General features: G+C 65.9%; 16 protein-coding genes. 11 read left to right on the forward strand and 5 right to left on the reverse strand.

What is annotated here, in order from left to right:
* The 3 genes from P9A17_RS32190 to P9A17_RS32200 all read right to left on the reverse strand — a co-directional run.
* A partial coding sequence (locus P9A17_RS32190; RefSeq protein ID WP_278042869.1) for an alcohol dehydrogenase catalytic domain-containing protein occupies window positions 1-233 on the reverse strand: 233 nt, incomplete at its 3' end.
* 48 nt (window positions 234-281) lie between these two features.
* Window positions 282-911, reverse strand: a complete 630-nt coding sequence (locus P9A17_RS32195; RefSeq protein WP_278042870.1) for a cupin domain-containing protein — start codon at window positions 909-911, stop codon at window positions 282-284.
* A 152-nt stretch (window positions 912-1,063) separates the two neighbouring features.
* Entirely contained in the window at window positions 1,064-1,198 is a 135-nt protein-coding gene (locus tag P9A17_RS32200) for a hypothetical protein (RefSeq protein WP_278042871.1), read from the reverse strand.
* A 364-nt stretch (window positions 1,199-1,562) separates the two neighbouring features.
* Between P9A17_RS32200 and P9A17_RS32205 the strand changes: the two genes are divergently transcribed.
* From P9A17_RS32205 to P9A17_RS32230, 6 genes are all read left to right on the forward strand, one after another.
* On the forward strand, window positions 1,563-2,804 hold the full coding sequence (locus tag P9A17_RS32205; RefSeq protein WP_278042872.1) for an ABC transporter substrate-binding protein: 1,242 nt from the start codon (window positions 1,563-1,565) through the stop codon (window positions 2,802-2,804).
* A 69-nt stretch (window positions 2,805-2,873) separates the two neighbouring features.
* Window positions 2,874-3,734 carry a branched-chain amino acid ABC transporter permease gene (locus tag P9A17_RS32210; RefSeq protein ID WP_278042873.1) on the forward strand — a complete coding sequence of 287 codons (861 nt, stop codon included), beginning with the start codon at window positions 2,874-2,876 and terminating at the stop codon, window positions 3,732-3,734.
* The gene (locus tag P9A17_RS32215) at window positions 3,731-4,759 is read left to right on the forward strand and encodes a branched-chain amino acid ABC transporter permease (protein WP_278042874.1); all 1,029 of its coding nucleotides are present in this window, start codon (window positions 3,731-3,733) and stop codon (window positions 4,757-4,759) included. Before P9A17_RS32210 ends, P9A17_RS32215 begins: the two co-directional genes overlap by 4 nt.
* Complete coding sequence (locus tag P9A17_RS32220) at window positions 4,743-5,528, forward strand: ABC transporter ATP-binding protein (RefSeq protein WP_278042875.1); 786 nt, start codon at window positions 4,743-4,745, stop codon at window positions 5,526-5,528. The genes P9A17_RS32215 and P9A17_RS32220 overlap by 17 nt, the downstream gene beginning before the upstream one ends.
* Window positions 5,518-6,228, forward strand: a complete 711-nt coding sequence (locus P9A17_RS32225) for an ATP-binding cassette domain-containing protein (protein WP_278042876.1) — start codon at window positions 5,518-5,520, stop codon at window positions 6,226-6,228. The genes P9A17_RS32220 and P9A17_RS32225 overlap by 11 nt, the downstream gene beginning before the upstream one ends.
* 38 nt (window positions 6,229-6,266) lie before the next feature.
* Complete coding sequence (locus tag P9A17_RS32230) at window positions 6,267-6,890, forward strand: SRPBCC domain-containing protein (RefSeq protein ID WP_278042877.1); 624 nt, start codon at window positions 6,267-6,269, stop codon at window positions 6,888-6,890.
* Here P9A17_RS32230 and P9A17_RS32235 read toward each other — a convergent pair.
* Together P9A17_RS32235 and P9A17_RS32240 are read right to left on the reverse strand one after the other, a co-directional pair.
* Window positions 6,859-7,977, reverse strand: coding sequence for an XdhC/CoxI family protein (locus tag P9A17_RS32235; RefSeq protein WP_278042878.1), 1,119 nt, complete (start codon window positions 7,975-7,977; stop codon window positions 6,859-6,861). The genes P9A17_RS32230 and P9A17_RS32235 overlap by 32 nt on opposite strands.
* Before the next feature lie 5 nt (window positions 7,978-7,982).
* Entirely contained in the window at window positions 7,983-8,831 is an 849-nt protein-coding gene (locus tag P9A17_RS32240; RefSeq protein ID WP_278042879.1) for a cupin domain-containing protein, read from the reverse strand.
* A 325-nt stretch (window positions 8,832-9,156) separates the two neighbouring features.
* Between P9A17_RS32240 and P9A17_RS32245 the strand changes: the two genes are divergently transcribed.
* The 5 genes from P9A17_RS32245 to P9A17_RS32265 all read left to right on the forward strand — a co-directional run bounded on the left by P9A17_RS32245 (window position 9,157) and on the right by P9A17_RS32265 (window position 14,077).
* Window positions 9,157-11,151, forward strand: a complete 1,995-nt coding sequence (locus P9A17_RS32245) for an acetoacetate--CoA ligase (protein ID WP_278042880.1) — start codon at window positions 9,157-9,159, stop codon at window positions 11,149-11,151.
* On the forward strand, window positions 11,148-11,828 hold the full coding sequence (locus P9A17_RS32250; RefSeq protein WP_278042881.1) for an HAD family hydrolase: 681 nt from the start codon (window positions 11,148-11,150) through the stop codon (window positions 11,826-11,828). The genes P9A17_RS32245 and P9A17_RS32250 overlap by 4 nt, the downstream gene beginning before the upstream one ends.
* 307 nt (window positions 11,829-12,135) lie before the next feature.
* A complete protein-coding gene (locus P9A17_RS32255) occupies window positions 12,136-13,128 on the forward strand; it encodes an aromatic ring-hydroxylating dioxygenase subunit alpha (RefSeq protein WP_278042882.1) in 993 nt (330 codons plus the stop codon).
* A 17-nt stretch (window positions 13,129-13,145) separates the two neighbouring features.
* Entirely contained in the window at window positions 13,146-13,364 is a 219-nt protein-coding gene (locus P9A17_RS32260) for a hypothetical protein (RefSeq protein WP_278042883.1), read from the forward strand.
* The gene (locus P9A17_RS32265) at window positions 13,361-14,077 is read left to right on the forward strand and encodes a cupin domain-containing protein (protein WP_278042884.1); all 717 of its coding nucleotides are present in this window, start codon (window positions 13,361-13,363) and stop codon (window positions 14,075-14,077) included. Before P9A17_RS32260 ends, P9A17_RS32265 begins: the two co-directional genes overlap by 4 nt.
* The last annotated feature ends 35 nt before the right edge of the window (window positions 14,078-14,112 follow it).

A 14,112-nucleotide genomic window follows, 5' to 3' on the forward strand; every position in this document is an offset into this window, starting at 1 on the left:
TTGGTGACGCCTTCGCCGATGGTGTCGACGATGCCGGCGGCTTCGTGGCCGAGCAGGAAGGGGAATTCGTCGTTGATGCCGCCTTCGCGGTAGGTCAGGTCGGTATGGCAGACCCCGCAGGCCTGGATGTCGACGATCACCTCGCCGGGGCCGGGATCGGGGATCACGATATCGACCACCTCCACCGGGGCAGCCTTACTCCGGGAGATCACACCACGCACAGTCACAGACATGTCTTGTCCTCCGGTCGGTTCGAACGTGTTGGCTGATAAGCGATTCAGTCAGTGGCCGTATTTGTCGGGTGCTGATACGCGGACCACGAGCAGCGCATCGGACACTTCGTCGCCGTTGTTCGCGAAACGATGGGGACAGTCCGCATCGAGCCGGATCGAGTCGCCGGCACAGAGGTCGTGAAACGTGCTGCCGATCTGGACGGACAGCCTGCCCGTCTGCACGACGACGATCTCCTGGCCCTCGTGCCGGACGAGTTCGACTCCGGTGTGGGCCCCAGGCGCCAGCCTCAGCGACGCGACCTCAAGGCCATGGGTCCGGCTGCGCTGGATCAGACGGCGGGTGACGCCGGGGCCGATGGCGATGGCCTGCTGCTCGGAGTGGCGCACCAACGAATGCTCGGGAGTCTTCGCCGGTTGGAACAGTTCGCCGACCGCCACGTCCAGCGCCGAGGCGACGGCGACCAGCGACCCGATTGAAACGCCGGTCTTGCCCCGCTCGAGCATCGACAGCATGGAAGCGCTCAGCCCGGTGTCCTCAGCGATGTCCACCAGCGTCAACCCTCGCTCCATACGGATCCGACGGATCTCCGCACCGAGCTTGCGGTTGGTGGTCTCCGAAGCCGCCCGGACATCGAGAAACGAGCCCTCGTCAGGGACACCCATGTCACTCCCCGCCATTGATTCAGGCTGAATTTTCGAGCCTGAGTTTCACTGTAGCTTATATAGCGGGAGTGGGAGGGCAGGGGCGCCAGTCGTCGCCTTGGCGTGCCGACATCGGCGTCAGGCGTGAAAGTTCAGGCACGCCAAGGGAGAACTGAACAGTCGGCAGATCAGTCGTCGACGCCGAGCATGAACTCGGCGGATTTGACGAGCACGGTCGCCGCGGAACCTTCAGCGAGGCCGAGCTCGACGGCCGCCTCTCTGGTCGACCCGATTCGGCCGCACCTGCGACTTGCGGAGCGCACCTCACAGCGGACTCGGCTGTTTCAGCAGAAATGAAGAGGTGGTTTCAGTGATCTTGTCGAGCACTGCCAGAGTCGGGACGACGGACGTGACGTGACATCATCTGTCGGCCCCCGCTCGTTTGCGCAGTACAGGGCCTATAGCCGTCCCCGTCGCCCCACAATCGTGTCACCCTTGCGATCTGGATCACACTCACCTATTCTTTCAATTGGCTTGAACTTTCGAGTCGCCAAGCCACCATCAGTCAATGCGATCGTAACGAGTTGTCCTGCACAAGTTTCAATCACATTGTACGCTCGGCCATATCGCAGATGGCTGCGGTTCACCACCAGCCGTGTAATAAGGACCAGTGTCGGAGGTCATGAAGTGAAGTTGAAATCGTGCTGTCGCGTTGTCGCTGCCGGGGCAGCCCTGGGGCTCGTCCTCACCTCGTGTGCTGAGGGCGGTGACCGCGGTACCCAGTCGTCCACCGGAGACATCGTTTTCGGTCAACTGATCGGGGTCACCGGTGACTACGCACCGTTCACGCCTCCGGCGATTGCCGCCTCCAAGATCGCCGTCGACGAGATCAACGATGCGGGCGGCATCATGGATCGCAACGTCGTGCTCGTGACAGAAGACAATCGGTCGACCGTGGACGGCGCCGTCGCCGGCTTCTCGAAGCTGACGACGGTGGACAAGGCGGCGGTCATGGGCAGCCTGGAGTCCGACGGCCAGGTGGCGCTCTTCGACCAGGTCCAGCAGCGGCAGCTTCCCAACATCTGCTCGTCGTGCGGCACGACCTTCCTCGACGAGCGGGGCGGAAAGTTCTCGTTCCGGGTCACCGCATCCGACAGCGACGCCGGCATCATCGTCGCCCAGGTGGCCCGCGACGCCGGTGTCAAGAAGCTCGCGATGATCGTCCAGAACACCGAAGGTGCTTCTGGCCCAGCCGAAGTCGCGACCGAGGCATTCCAGAAGTCCGGCGGAACGGTCAACTCGGTCACGATCGAACCCGGCGCCTCTTCGTACAACAGTGAGGTGGCCAAGGCGCTCGAATCGCAGCCCGACGCGCTGTATCTCGCCGCCGGCGTCGAAGCAGGTATTCCGATCCTGCGCGAGATCGCCCGGCGCGGTTACGACATCCCCATCTACGTGTCGCCCGACCTGATCACCGACGAGGTTGCCGCGCTGCCGAACGCCGGCCAACTCACCGCCGCGCTCATCGCCTTCGACGTCGAGAGCCCGGCCTACAAGTCCTACGCTGAGCGCTTCCGCGCTGCGACCGGTGGCGATCCCGAGCCCGGCATGTACGACGCCAACAACTACGACCAGTACATCCTGTTCGCCCTGGCGATGGAGGCCGCCAAGAGCACCAACGGAGCCGACGTCGCAGGCAAGCTCATCGACGTCGCCACCGCGCCGGGGAAGAAGGTCTACTCCTTCGCCGAGGGCAAGGAAGCTCTGGCCAACGGCGAGGACATCGATTTCGACGGAGCGTCGAGCACGCTCGACATGAACGAGTTCGGCAACCTCCAGTCACCGATCCTCGCGGTGCTCACCGTCAAGGACGGTGTCTGGACGCCGGGCGAGCAGGTCGAGGTCGACCCGGCTCTGCGCCCAGAATGACCACGGCGCCGGGGCGGTACCCCACCCCACCACCGCCCCGGCACCGTCAATAGATGGAAAGGTAAACCGTTGGACAACCTGCTATTCGGGTTACTGACCGGAAGCATGCTCGCTGTCGCGACATCGGGTTTCGCGCTGTTGCGCAACACCGAGCGATTTCTGCATATCGCCCACGGACAGTTCATGGCACTCGGGGCGCTGCTGGCCGTCGCGCTCGGCGAGATGCTCGGTCTGGTCGCAGGCATAGCGCTCGCAGTCGGCATCACCTCGGTGCTGGCGGTGGTTTCAGGCAAGTTGCTGTTCGACCCGGTGAAGCACCGGGGAGGCAATGTCCTTCTGTTCACGTCGGTCGGCCTGGCCTTCGTGACGTACGGCGCGATGATCGCGGTGTTCGGCACCGACCTTCGCGTGTTCTCGATCGAACTCGGCTCTGCGCGTCAGGTCGGCCCCTTCAACGTCGCGCCCGGCGAGATCGTCATGCTGCTCGTCGCGGTGGTGGTGATCGGCGGGCTATGGCTCCTACTGCAACGGACCGGGGTGGGGCGCGATATTCGGGCAGTGGCGTCCAACCGCGAACTGGCCCAGATCCGCGGCGTCGCCATCAACCGCGTCAGCTCCACCGTGTGGGCGATCTCGGGGGCGCTGGCGGCAGTCGCGGGGATCATGACCGGCATCCTGGGCTCGGTGTCGACCGAATCTGGTTGGGGCTACATCCTTCTCGTCCTCGCCGCCGCCGTGCTGGGTGGAACGGGCAACATCCTCGGTGTCATCGCCGCGGCATTGGTCCTCGGCATCGTGATGGACATGAGTGCGCTGGTGATCGACACCGCCTATCGCCCGATCGTCGCCTTCGCCATCCTCATCGGTGTGCTGCTGGTGCGACCGCAGGGCCTGTTCTCGTTCCAGTCCCGTAAGGAGGCCGCCGCATGATTTCGATCGAATTTCTCGTCACGGTCGCCACGCTGGCCTTCGTCTTCGCAATGGCCGCCCAGCTGCTCAACCTGGAGGCCGCCTGGGGCGGCATGTGGGATCTGGGCATCGCAGGTCTGATCGGTGTCGGCGCCTACTCCTATGTGCTGCTGACCACGTCGCCGGACGCGCTGATGCCCGGCCTCGGATTGCCGTGGCCTGTCGGGATGCTGGGGGCGGGCGTGATCACCGCGCTGGTCGCGATCGTGATCGGCTGGCCGGCGCTACGCCTGCGCGGCGAGTACTTCCTGATCACCACGTTCGCATTCGCCGAGATCCTGCGGCAGATCATCGTCATCCAGCGCGACATCACCGGCGGCACTTTCGGTTTGACGTCCGTTGTCAAGCCGTTCGAGTTCCAGTTCACCATCGACGGCTACCCCTACATCCGGCTGGCGCTGACGGTGCTGTTGACCGCGGTGGTGTGGTTGATCTGCTCGCGGATCGCCACGTCGTCCTATGGCGCCACCCTGCGCGCCGCCCGCGACAACGAGCCGCTCGCGATGGCGATGGGCAAGAAGATCAAAACCCTGCGGTTGTCCACCTACGCCACGGTCGGGCTCATGTGCGGATTGTTCGTCGGTCCCGCCTATGCCTGGATGCTCGGTGCCCTGGTGCCTTCGGTGTTCAGCTCGCACCTGACGTTCACGCTGTGGGCCGGTCTGGTGATCGGCGGCCTCGGAAGCCGCTTCGGGCCCATCGTCGGCGCGCTGCTGCTCACCGGTGTCAGCGAGATGGTGCGGCTGGTCCACGTTCCGCCGGAGCTGGCCAACCTGCACGCCGCAGCGCATCCGTTGCTCGTCGGCCTGATGCTGATCATCGTGCTGCGCTGGCGGCCGGACGGATTGCTCAGTGAGGGCGGCACATTCGCGCGGCTTCGGAAGCGCTACACCAAGCCGACCCCGAAACAGCCAGGCGCGGTGGCAGACACAACTGCCACCTCCACGCCGATTCTCACCGGGAGTGCGCATGACCGAAATGCCTGACCTCGAGGTCATCGGAGTGGACAAGACATTCGGCGGCGTTCGCGCGCTGCAGGATGTCAACATCACGATCTCCAGCGCCGAGATCACCGCGTTGATCGGACCGAACGGCGCCGGCAAAACCACGCTGTTCAACGTGATCTCGGGCTTCGGCACGCCGTACACGGGTCGCGTGGTCTTCGACGGCAAGGATCTGACCGGACTGCCCGCCTACAAGGTGGCGCGCGCCGGCCTGGTCCGGACCTTCCAGACCCCGGTCGGATTCAGCTCGATGACGGTCGTCGAGAACGTCGCCCTGGCCCTGGCCGGTTCTGACCTGGACCACCCGTGGTCACCGTTCCTGCGCTGGCGCAAGGACCGGCGCAGACGGCAGGAGGCGAACGACGCGGCATGGGCCCAGCTCGAACAGGCCGACGCCGCCCATCTGGGTGACCGCGCGATGGGCGACCTGTCGCCGGGCGACGCGAAACTCGTCGAGATCCTTCGCCAGTTGGCGCTTGCGCCCCGCATGCTGCTTCTCGACGAGCCCGCGGCGGCGATGACGGTCAACCAGATCGACATCCTGTCCGGCATCATCCGGGGCATTTCCGAGCGCGGCATCGGGGTGCTGGTCATCGACCACAACCTCAGCTTCGTGCTGGAGCTGGCCGCCAAGGTGCACGTGCTCGAGCACGGCGCAGTGATCGCCAGCGGCACACCGGAGCAGGTCGGCAGCGACCCGAACGTGAAGCGGATCTACCTTGGCGGAGAAGAGGAATCCGATGTTGCTTGAGACTGACGGCCTGTGCACTGGGTACGGACCGCTGACGGTGGTCCGCGATGCCACGTTGACTGTGGCGGCCGGCGAGATCGTCGCGATCGTGGGACCCAACGGCGCGGGCAAGTCCTCGCTGATGAAATGCATCGCCCGTTCACTGCCGGTGAAGGGCGGGTCGCTGAAATTCGAGGGCAAAGACCTCGCCGCGGTGCCGCAGAACCACATCGCCAAACTCGGGATCGGCTTTGTGCCCCAGCAGGGCAACGTGTTCCCGGAACTGTCGGTGCAGGAGAACCTGCAGGTCTCGTGCCGGGGCAGCCTCTCCGAAGCCAAGGCGATCACGAAAGACGTTCTGGCACAGTTCCCCCGGCTCAACGAACGCATCAAGCAGGCGGCGGCGACGTTGTCCGGTGGTGAGCGCCAGATGCTCGCGATCGCGTGTGCGCTGGTCAGTTCACCGTCGCTGCTCCTGCTGGACGAGCCGACGACCGGGCTCGCACCGCTCATTGTCCGCGAGCGTATCGCCGACATCCAGCGGCTGCGGGACGGGGGTGCGGGCGTGCTGTGGATCATCGAGGAGCATCCCAGAATCTGCCTGCCCGCCGTCGACAAGGTGCACTTCATGTCCGACGGAACACTCGGACCGGCGGTGCCCGCCAGCTCCCTGCTCGAAGAGGGTGCGCTCGAAGAGCTGTTTTTCGGCGTATCGCACTGACACCGTGACGCCATCCCGACCGGGGGATGATGGGCGTCATGCAGGTGAAGAACGAGTTCGTCATCGACGCCGACGTCGATCAGGCCTGGAGCCTGCTGATCGTCGCACTCGAGAGGTATGACGGGCCTGGCACTCTGACGGTCAGAATCGGTCCCGTGACGGCCGCCTTACGCGGTTCCGTGCGCGTGACTCGGAAAGTCGATGCGACACGGCACGCCATCCTTACGGCAACGGGTGAAGGCTCCGACGGGCAGGCCACCGCGAAGGTCCACGTCCGGCTGGAGTCGATCACACGGGCGCAGACGCGGGTGCTGATCGACACCGACCTCGAGATCAGCGGCCGCATAGCGCAATTCGGACGCGGCGCGATCGCCGATGCCGGCAGCAGGCTGATCAGTCGGTTCGCCGCGGACATCGCGCGCCACGTGACGACACCGCCGGCCGCCGTACTGACGGCGCCGACCGCACCTACCGTTCCTGCCGGGCCGGTCGTCACCGACCGCTACCGACAGGCGCTGCTGGGAGCTCTCCTCGGGTTTCTGCTCAGCTGGCTCGCATTCGGGCGGCGGGCCGGCGGACGTCGCTACATCGTCCTTTATCCACAGTGGAATCCTGTTGAGGACCAGCGCATTACCCGTGAATGGGGCCGCGGGTCTCGGTGAGCGGTGCGCCGCTGCCACCCCATCGGGCGGCGATGATCTCCGCGGCGATGCTGATCGCGGTTTCCTCCGGCGTGCGGGCACCGAGGTCGAGGCCGATCGGGCTGGACAGTCTGCCGACCTCGGTGTCGGACAGCCCTGCCTCCCGGAGTCGCACGAGACGATCATCATGGGTGCGCCGTGATCCCATGGCCCCGATGTATTGCACGTCGGGCAGCCGAAGGGCGATCGCGAGCAGGGGAACGTCGAACTTGGGATCGTGGGTGAGAACGGTGATGACGGTGCGCCCATCGACGCGTCCTGCATCGTTCTCGGTGGCCAGGTACCGGTGCGGCCAGTCGACGACGACCTCATCGACATCGGGGAACCGGGCCGTCGTGGCGAACACGGGACGGGCGTCGCACACCGTGACGCGGTAACCGAGAAAGGTTCCCACCCGCGCCACGGCCGCCGCGAAATCGATTGCGCCGAAGACCAATAGCCTCGGCTTCGGAGCAAAGGACCATACGAAGACCCGCATACCCTCACCGCGACGCTCGCCGTCGGGTCCGTACGTCAGCGCCGCATTCGTGCCCGATGCGAGGAGCCCCATCGCGTCGTCGGCCACGGCGTTGTCGGCGTGTGCCGAGCCCAGCGATCCAGTCGCCGGACGCCCGGCGGGTAGAACCATTCGGCGGCCGATTCGCGCGGTGTCGGGATGATCGATCACCGTTGCGAGCGCGACGGGAGTTTCCGAACGCACCAGTGCGGCGAGTTCGCCGAGTTCGGGGAACGACTCCCGGTTCACCTTCTCGACGAACACGTCGAGGATGCCACCGCACGTGAGCCCGACCGCGAAGGCATCATCGTCGGACACGCCATAGCGTTCCAGCGCCGGGGTGCCCGACTCGACGACGGCTTGGGCGGTGTCGTACACCGCACCTTCGACGCAACCTCCCGATACCGAGCCGACCGCGGTGCCTCCGGGTCCGACGAGCATCGATGCGCCGGGAGGCCGGGGCGCCGACCTGAACGTCGCGACGACGGTGCCGACACCGACCGATTCGCCGGCCTCCCACCACGTCATCAGGTCGTCGAGGACCTCACGCATGACCGTCAGCGCCGGGCGACGCCACCTGGGGCCGGAAGTGAAGTGCCCGGGGGCAAGTCGATCTGGTCGACGTCGACGCCGGCAGCGCGCAGCATGTCGACGTCGGCGGGGCAGGGACCGCCGACGCTGACGACCCGCTCGCCGCGGTCTGCGGCGACGGCATGCCAGAATCCGATCTCGATGTGGATCGTGTCGCCCGGACCGAATTGCAGCCGCTCGCCGGTGGTGACGTTCTCGGCGGTGCCGCGGCCCTCCAGGATGTGAATGGTGTCCTCGGAGTAGGCGTGGACGTGTTCTTTATTGCGCTCACCGGGTTGAAGTACGACGTAGTTCATGTTGGCGGCGACGGCGCCGATCCCGAGCCACACGACCAGCCGCGCGTCCTGGGAGATGAACGGTACTAGGAGGCCGGGATGGTCGCGATGGTGCACCGAGATGTCGGGCCAGACTTCGGACGCGGGGGCGGGGGCGACCGGGGCGCCGGTGATCGATGACTCTGCGGGACAAGGGCCGCCGACGATTCGGGTGCCTTCCGATGCCTTCAGCTGATACGGCGTCCCGGGCCGGACGTGCACCATCGAGCCCGCGACGAGCGACTGCGAGTCCCCGCTGGTTCCGTGGACGACCGCGCCCGCACCGTCGACGACGTAGTAGGCGGCTTCGGAGGTGTGGCAGAGGGTCCGCGACGTGCCTGCGTCGGTGAACTGCGCGTCGTAGAGACCGCGACACTCGGCGCCCGATTGCGGGCCGACGATCTCGCGCCACGTGCCGCCGACGAGTAACCCTTGATCAGGGCCCCATTCGTCGCGGGTGATGACCCTCATTCCCGCGGGAGTCCTCTGCTGTTCAGCCACAGCGTAAGCCTAACACTAATTTCAACTCAATCAAACATATTTCCAGGCTACTGAACCCGCCGGCATCGTGAAATCCGGCGCCGAGCGGGTGGTCCTGGCGACCGCGTCGAAAACGCAAGGCCGCGTTGGCCGGACGTCGTCCGTGTCATCCCCGACACCGATCGCGGCCGAGTGTATGCCCGTGTCAGCGTGGCGGCCGACCGTCACGCTGCGTCCTCGGCCCGCCAGTGGTTGCCGCTCTACCGTGTCCGCGGCGGTTCATTTAGATTGAATCCTGTTCCATTGCACTTAGTTGATGCTGCTGCGGCCGCGAAGGAGAACGTTCATGGATCTGTCCGGGACTGCGGATACGGTGCCCCCGGTGCTCTGGCGCCCGGATCCGGCCCGCGTTTCCGACACCGCGATCGTGCGCTTCACCCGGTGGGCGAAGATGTGCCGCGACACGCAGATCGAGGACGATGCCGATTACGCCGCGCTGCACGCCTGGTCGGTACGAGACCCCGAAGGCTTCTGGTCGGCGGCGGCCGGCTTTGTCGAAGTGATGTTCCACGATGCTCCGCAGGCGACCCTCGGTTGTGCGGAAATGCCCGGTACACAGTGGTTTCCCGGCGCCACCCTGAACTACGCCGAGCACGCTCTCGCCGACGGACCCGGTCGGCACGACCATGACACCGCCGTCGAGTTCGCCCGCGAGGACGGGGTCGAACGCACGGTCAGTTACGGCGAGCTTCGCGACCTGGTCGGCCGGGCCCGAGCCGGGCTGATCGCAGCGGGCGTCGGCCGCGACGACCGCGTCGTCGCACTCGCACCAAACAGCGTCGAAACGCTGGTGATGTTCCTGGCTGCCGCGTCGCTCGGCGCGATCTGGTCGTCCTGCTCGCCCGATTTCGGGGCGCGCGCGGTGCTCGACCGGTTCGCGCAGATCGAGCCCTCTGTGCTGCTGGCCGTCGACGGGTACTGCTACGGAGGCAAGCGTTTCGACATCCGGGAGCGGCTCGTTTCGTTGCGGGATCAGCTGCCGACGGTGCGCACCACCGTCTTTGTTCCGTATCTGGATCCGGACGCCGAACTGGCGGGCACCACCAGCTGGGCCGAGTTCACCTCGGAGGCGGGGACGCTGGATTACGACCCGGTGCCCTTCGACCACCCGCTGTGGGTGCTCTACTCCTCGGGCACCACTGGCCTGCCGAAGGGCATCGTTCAAGGCCACGGCGGCATCGTGCTCGAACACCTCAAAGCGTTGCGCCTGCAAAGCGATCTCGGTCCCGGGGACCGCTTCTTCTGGTTCACCACCACCGGATGGATGATGTGGAACTTCCTCGTCGGTGGCCTGCTGGTCGGGGCGACGGTCGTGTTGTTCGACGGCAGCCCCGGTCACCCGGACATGGGCGTGCTCTGGGCACTCGCCGAGAAGCACCGCGTCCGCCTCTTCGGCGTCTCGGCGCCGTTTGTCCACGCCTGTATGGATGCGGGCATCAGCCCGAGGTCTGACTACGACCTCTCAGAGATGAAGGCGCTCGGGTCGACCGGATCGCCCTTGTCGGTGAACGGCTTTCGCTGGATCGGCGACCACGTGGGTGAGCATGTCCAGATCTGCTCGATCTCCGGAGGCACGGACGTGTGCACCGCGTTCCTCGGTGCCGCGCCGACGGTTCCTGTGTGGCTCGGCGAGCTGTCCTGTGCCGCCCTCGGTGCCGACGTGCATTCCTACGACGAGGACGGTGGCGATCTGCGGGGCGAGGTGGGGGAGTTGGTGCTGACCCAGCCCATGCCGTCGATGCCGGTGAAATTCTGGAACGACCCCGACGGTTCCCGGCTTCGGGCGGCGTACTTCGAGGACTATCCGGGGATCTGGCGCCACGGTGACTGGGTGATCGCCACCGAGCGGGGCTCATTCGTCATCCAGGGTCGTTCGGACTCGACCCTCAACCGCGGCGGCGTCCGCATGGGTACCGCCGACTTCTACGCCGTCGTCGAGGGGTTCGCCGAGGTGTCGGACTCCCTGGTGATCGACACCACCGAACTCGGTGACGACGCCGAGGGCGAGCTGCTGTGCTTCGTCGTCCTCGCCGGCGGCGCGACGCTCGACGCCGTCGAGCCGTTGTTGCGGACCGCGCTGCGCAAGGAGCTCTCACCCCGCCACGTGCCCGATCGTTTCCTCGAGATCGCGGCGGTGCCAAAGACGCTCAGCGGCAAGAAGTGTGAGGTGCCCGTCAAGAAGATCCTTGCGGGGGTGGACCCGGACAAGGCCATCAGCCGTGAGGCGCTGCAGGACCCCGGCGCGATCGCGCCGTTCCTGGCGCTGGCGTCGAGGACGTGACGTACGAGGCCGTGTTGTTCGACCTTGACGACACGCTGCTCGATCATCGCGGCGCCGCCAAGGACGCGCTTCGGGCGTGGGCGGTGCACGCGGGTCTGAGCATGGCCGCCGACGAGCTCGCGACCAGCTGGCATTTCCTCGAACGCCGGTATTACGACCTGTATCAGCAGGGTGCACTGACCAAGACCGAACAGCGGCGCGCCCGGGTCCGAGAACTTCTCGCGCCCGCTGTGCTCAGCGACCGGGAGGCCGACGACCTGTTCGAGGCCTACTGGCACCTGTACCGCGCCGCGTGGCGCCCGTTTCCGGATGCCGAAGGAGCCATCCGCCGCGCAGTGGATTCCGGCCTGCGGGTAGGACTGCTGACCAACGGTGATGCCCGAGACCAGGCGCGCAAGGTCGAGGCGACTGTCCTTATCGACTTCGCGCTGCCGATGTTCGCCTCGTCCGAACTTCCCGGTGCCAAACCCGACCGTCGCGCCTTCGAGTTCGCTTGCAGCGCACTGTCGGTGGTCCCCGCGCGGTGTCTCATGGTCGGCGACTCGTTGATCAACGACATCGAGGGTGCCCTCAACGCGGGCCTGTCCGCGGTGTTGCTCGACCGCTACGGCCCCGAGCGTGCGGCCCCCGCCGGCTATGGCTTGATCCGCTCGCTGGACGAACTCCATTTCGGCTGATCGGTTGCGGTACACATCACACTGACTTAAAATTCAAGCAAATTGAATTCCGCAGCGGATCCAAGCCCACGCTCGCGGTTTGTCTGTAACCACACTGAAACTCGACGCCGTCAGCTTCGTGCCTCCGGATCCGGCGGGCAGCGGTACGACCGGCGATTCAGGGAGGTGAGAGTGATGCGGGTGGTTCCACGGAGCGCACTGTTCCGGCGCGGACTGGTCGATGGCGGGGACTGGCGGCTGATACGCCGGCTCGAACCAGCCGTAGCCCCATTCCCGTAGACCTTTCCTCCTGAACGGAACACCTCCCATGGCACAACAGGCACTCGCCGGCTTCTGGCACCCCATCGCCGCCGCCGAAGACATCACCGATCAACCCAAGCGTTTCGACCTGCTCGACGACTATGTCGTCGCGTTCCGCGACGAGAACGGCGTCGCCGCATTCCGTGACCTCTGCATCCACCGGGGTGCTGCGTTGTCGCTCGGCTGGGTCCGCAACGGCACGCTCGTCTGCCCGTACCACGGCTGGCAGTACGACCGCACGGGCGCGTGTGTGCGGATCCCGTCCCGCCCGGTCGAGGCCGCGATCCCGACCACCGCACGCGCGCAGGTCTACCGGGTTCGCGAGAAGTACGGCCTGGTGTGGGTCGCGATGGAGGAACCTCGCGATGAGATCCCGCTGTTTCCGAACGACATCTACGACATGCCCGGCTGGAAGTCCTACATCTCCTACCGCGAGGTGTGGAACACCTCGGCCGCCCGCGCGGTCGAGAACTTCATGGACTTCTCACATTTCCCGTACGTCCACGAGGGTCTGCTCGGCACCGAGGACAACGCCGAAATCGCGCCCTACACGGTCGAGAAGCTCGACAACGGCCTGCACTACTGGCTCGAGCAGGAGGAACCGAGCGATCTCTACGGTGCCGGCGGCAGCCAGAAGGTCCGCTACGAGTACACGCTCGTGGTGCCCTTCACGATCCATCTGAAGAAGATCGAGATCGGCACCGGCCGGGAAACGATCATCACGCAGTTCACCCTGCCGCGAACGGAGACGACGACCGAGCTGTTCGTCTTCATAGTCCGCAACCACTCGCAGGACGAACCGGACAGCAAGTTCGGCGATTTCACGACGACGATCATGGAGCAGGACCGGACGATCGTGGAAAGCCAGCGTCCCGAGAAGCTCCCGGACTCACTGCGCGAGGAGCTGCACATCAAGGTGCCCGATGCCGCGAGTCTGCTGTACCGGCAGCGGTTGTCGGCGCTGGCCAAGGTCGAGGCGTTCGGTCCGTACGGGGCATAGGGACCCACCATGCGGTCATGACAGTGAATGCCGATCTGCGGATTACGGCGGCCAACCGAGCGCCGGTACCCGATATCGACAGCAATACCGCGGGTATCGACGTATTGCCGTGGCATGCAGGGGTGTTTGCGACGAATTCCGATGGGATTTCTGCACGTGAGTTGCGTGCAACTCCAGCTCTTTCACGTACGCTGAAACAGCTTTTTCCGCCCACAAGCCCATCGGAGAGCTCATGACGCCATCTCGATCCGCCGCACCTGCCAGCCGGCGTAGCGCCGCGGCAGCCACCGGTGCGGGGAAGGCAGCCAAGACCGACAAGACCCGCAACGCAGCACGAGCGGGCAAGCGCAACGGTGACGCCCTGGCGGTCGTGGCCGATCGCGATTCCGACGCCGCCGAACAGACGATGCTCCTCGTCGGTGCCAGGATCCGGGCCATGCGCCTGCGCCAGCAGTTGACGCTGCGCGATGTCGCGGAGCGCACCGGTGTCAGCGTCTCGATGCTGAGCATGCTCGAGCGCGGAGTGTCCACAGCGTCGGTGGGCACGTTGGTGGCCGTCGCATCGGCGCTCGGTGTCCACATGTACGACCTGTTCGCCCACAAGGACGGGGCCGACGGGTCACCCGTGACCAAGCTCGCCGAGCAGACGGTGGTCCGGATGGGGGAGGGCACGACGCGCCGAGTCGCGCACAACGACGCGGTCGCCGGTCTGGAACTGGCGGTCAACGAATACGAGACAGGTGGTGCGAGCGGGCCGTCGCCGACGCACCACGACGGCCGGGAGTTCGGCGTGCTGATCTCGGGCCAGTTGACGATCGAACTCGACGGGCAGACCCATGTGCTCGAGCCCGGCGATGTGATCGCGTACTCGTCGGAACGCCCGCACCGCATCGCCAACACCGGCAGCGAACGAGCCGTCGCCGTGTGGGTCAACGTCGACGAAAGCTGACATAAACCCCGTCGGACTCTTTCAACTCCACTTAA

It is taken from the genome of Mycobacterium sp. 236(2023) (assembly GCF_029623955.1).
Lineage (GTDB): Bacteria > Actinomycetota > Actinomycetes > Mycobacteriales > Mycobacteriaceae > Mycobacterium.

Coding starts and splice junctions, on each gene's coding strand:
- P9A17_RS32265 (WP_278042884.1), top strand. CDS start 13,361: ATGACGCCATCTCGATCCGCCGCACCTGCCAGCCGGCGTAGCGCCGCG.
- P9A17_RS32245 (WP_278042880.1), top strand. CDS start 9,157: ATGGATCTGTCCGGGACTGCGGATACGGTGCCCCCGGTGCTCTGGCGC.
- P9A17_RS32225 (WP_278042876.1), top strand. CDS start 5,518: ATGTTGCTTGAGACTGACGGCCTGTGCACTGGGTACGGACCGCTGACG.
- P9A17_RS32195 (WP_278042870.1), bottom strand. CDS start 911: ATGGCGGGGAGTGACATGGGTGTCCCTGACGAGGGCTCGTTTCTCGAT.
- P9A17_RS32215 (WP_278042874.1), top strand. CDS start 3,731: ATGATTTCGATCGAATTTCTCGTCACGGTCGCCACGCTGGCCTTCGTC.
- P9A17_RS32255 (WP_278042882.1), top strand. CDS start 12,136: ATGGCACAACAGGCACTCGCCGGCTTCTGGCACCCCATCGCCGCCGCC.
- P9A17_RS32235 (WP_278042878.1), bottom strand. CDS start 7,977: ATGCGTGAGGTCCTCGACGACCTGATGACGTGGTGGGAGGCCGGCGAA.
- P9A17_RS32220 (WP_278042875.1), top strand. CDS start 4,743: ATGACCGAAATGCCTGACCTCGAGGTCATCGGAGTGGACAAGACATTC.
- P9A17_RS32260 (WP_278042883.1), top strand. CDS start 13,146: ATGACAGTGAATGCCGATCTGCGGATTACGGCGGCCAACCGAGCGCCG.
- P9A17_RS32230 (WP_278042877.1), top strand. CDS start 6,267: ATGCAGGTGAAGAACGAGTTCGTCATCGACGCCGACGTCGATCAGGCC.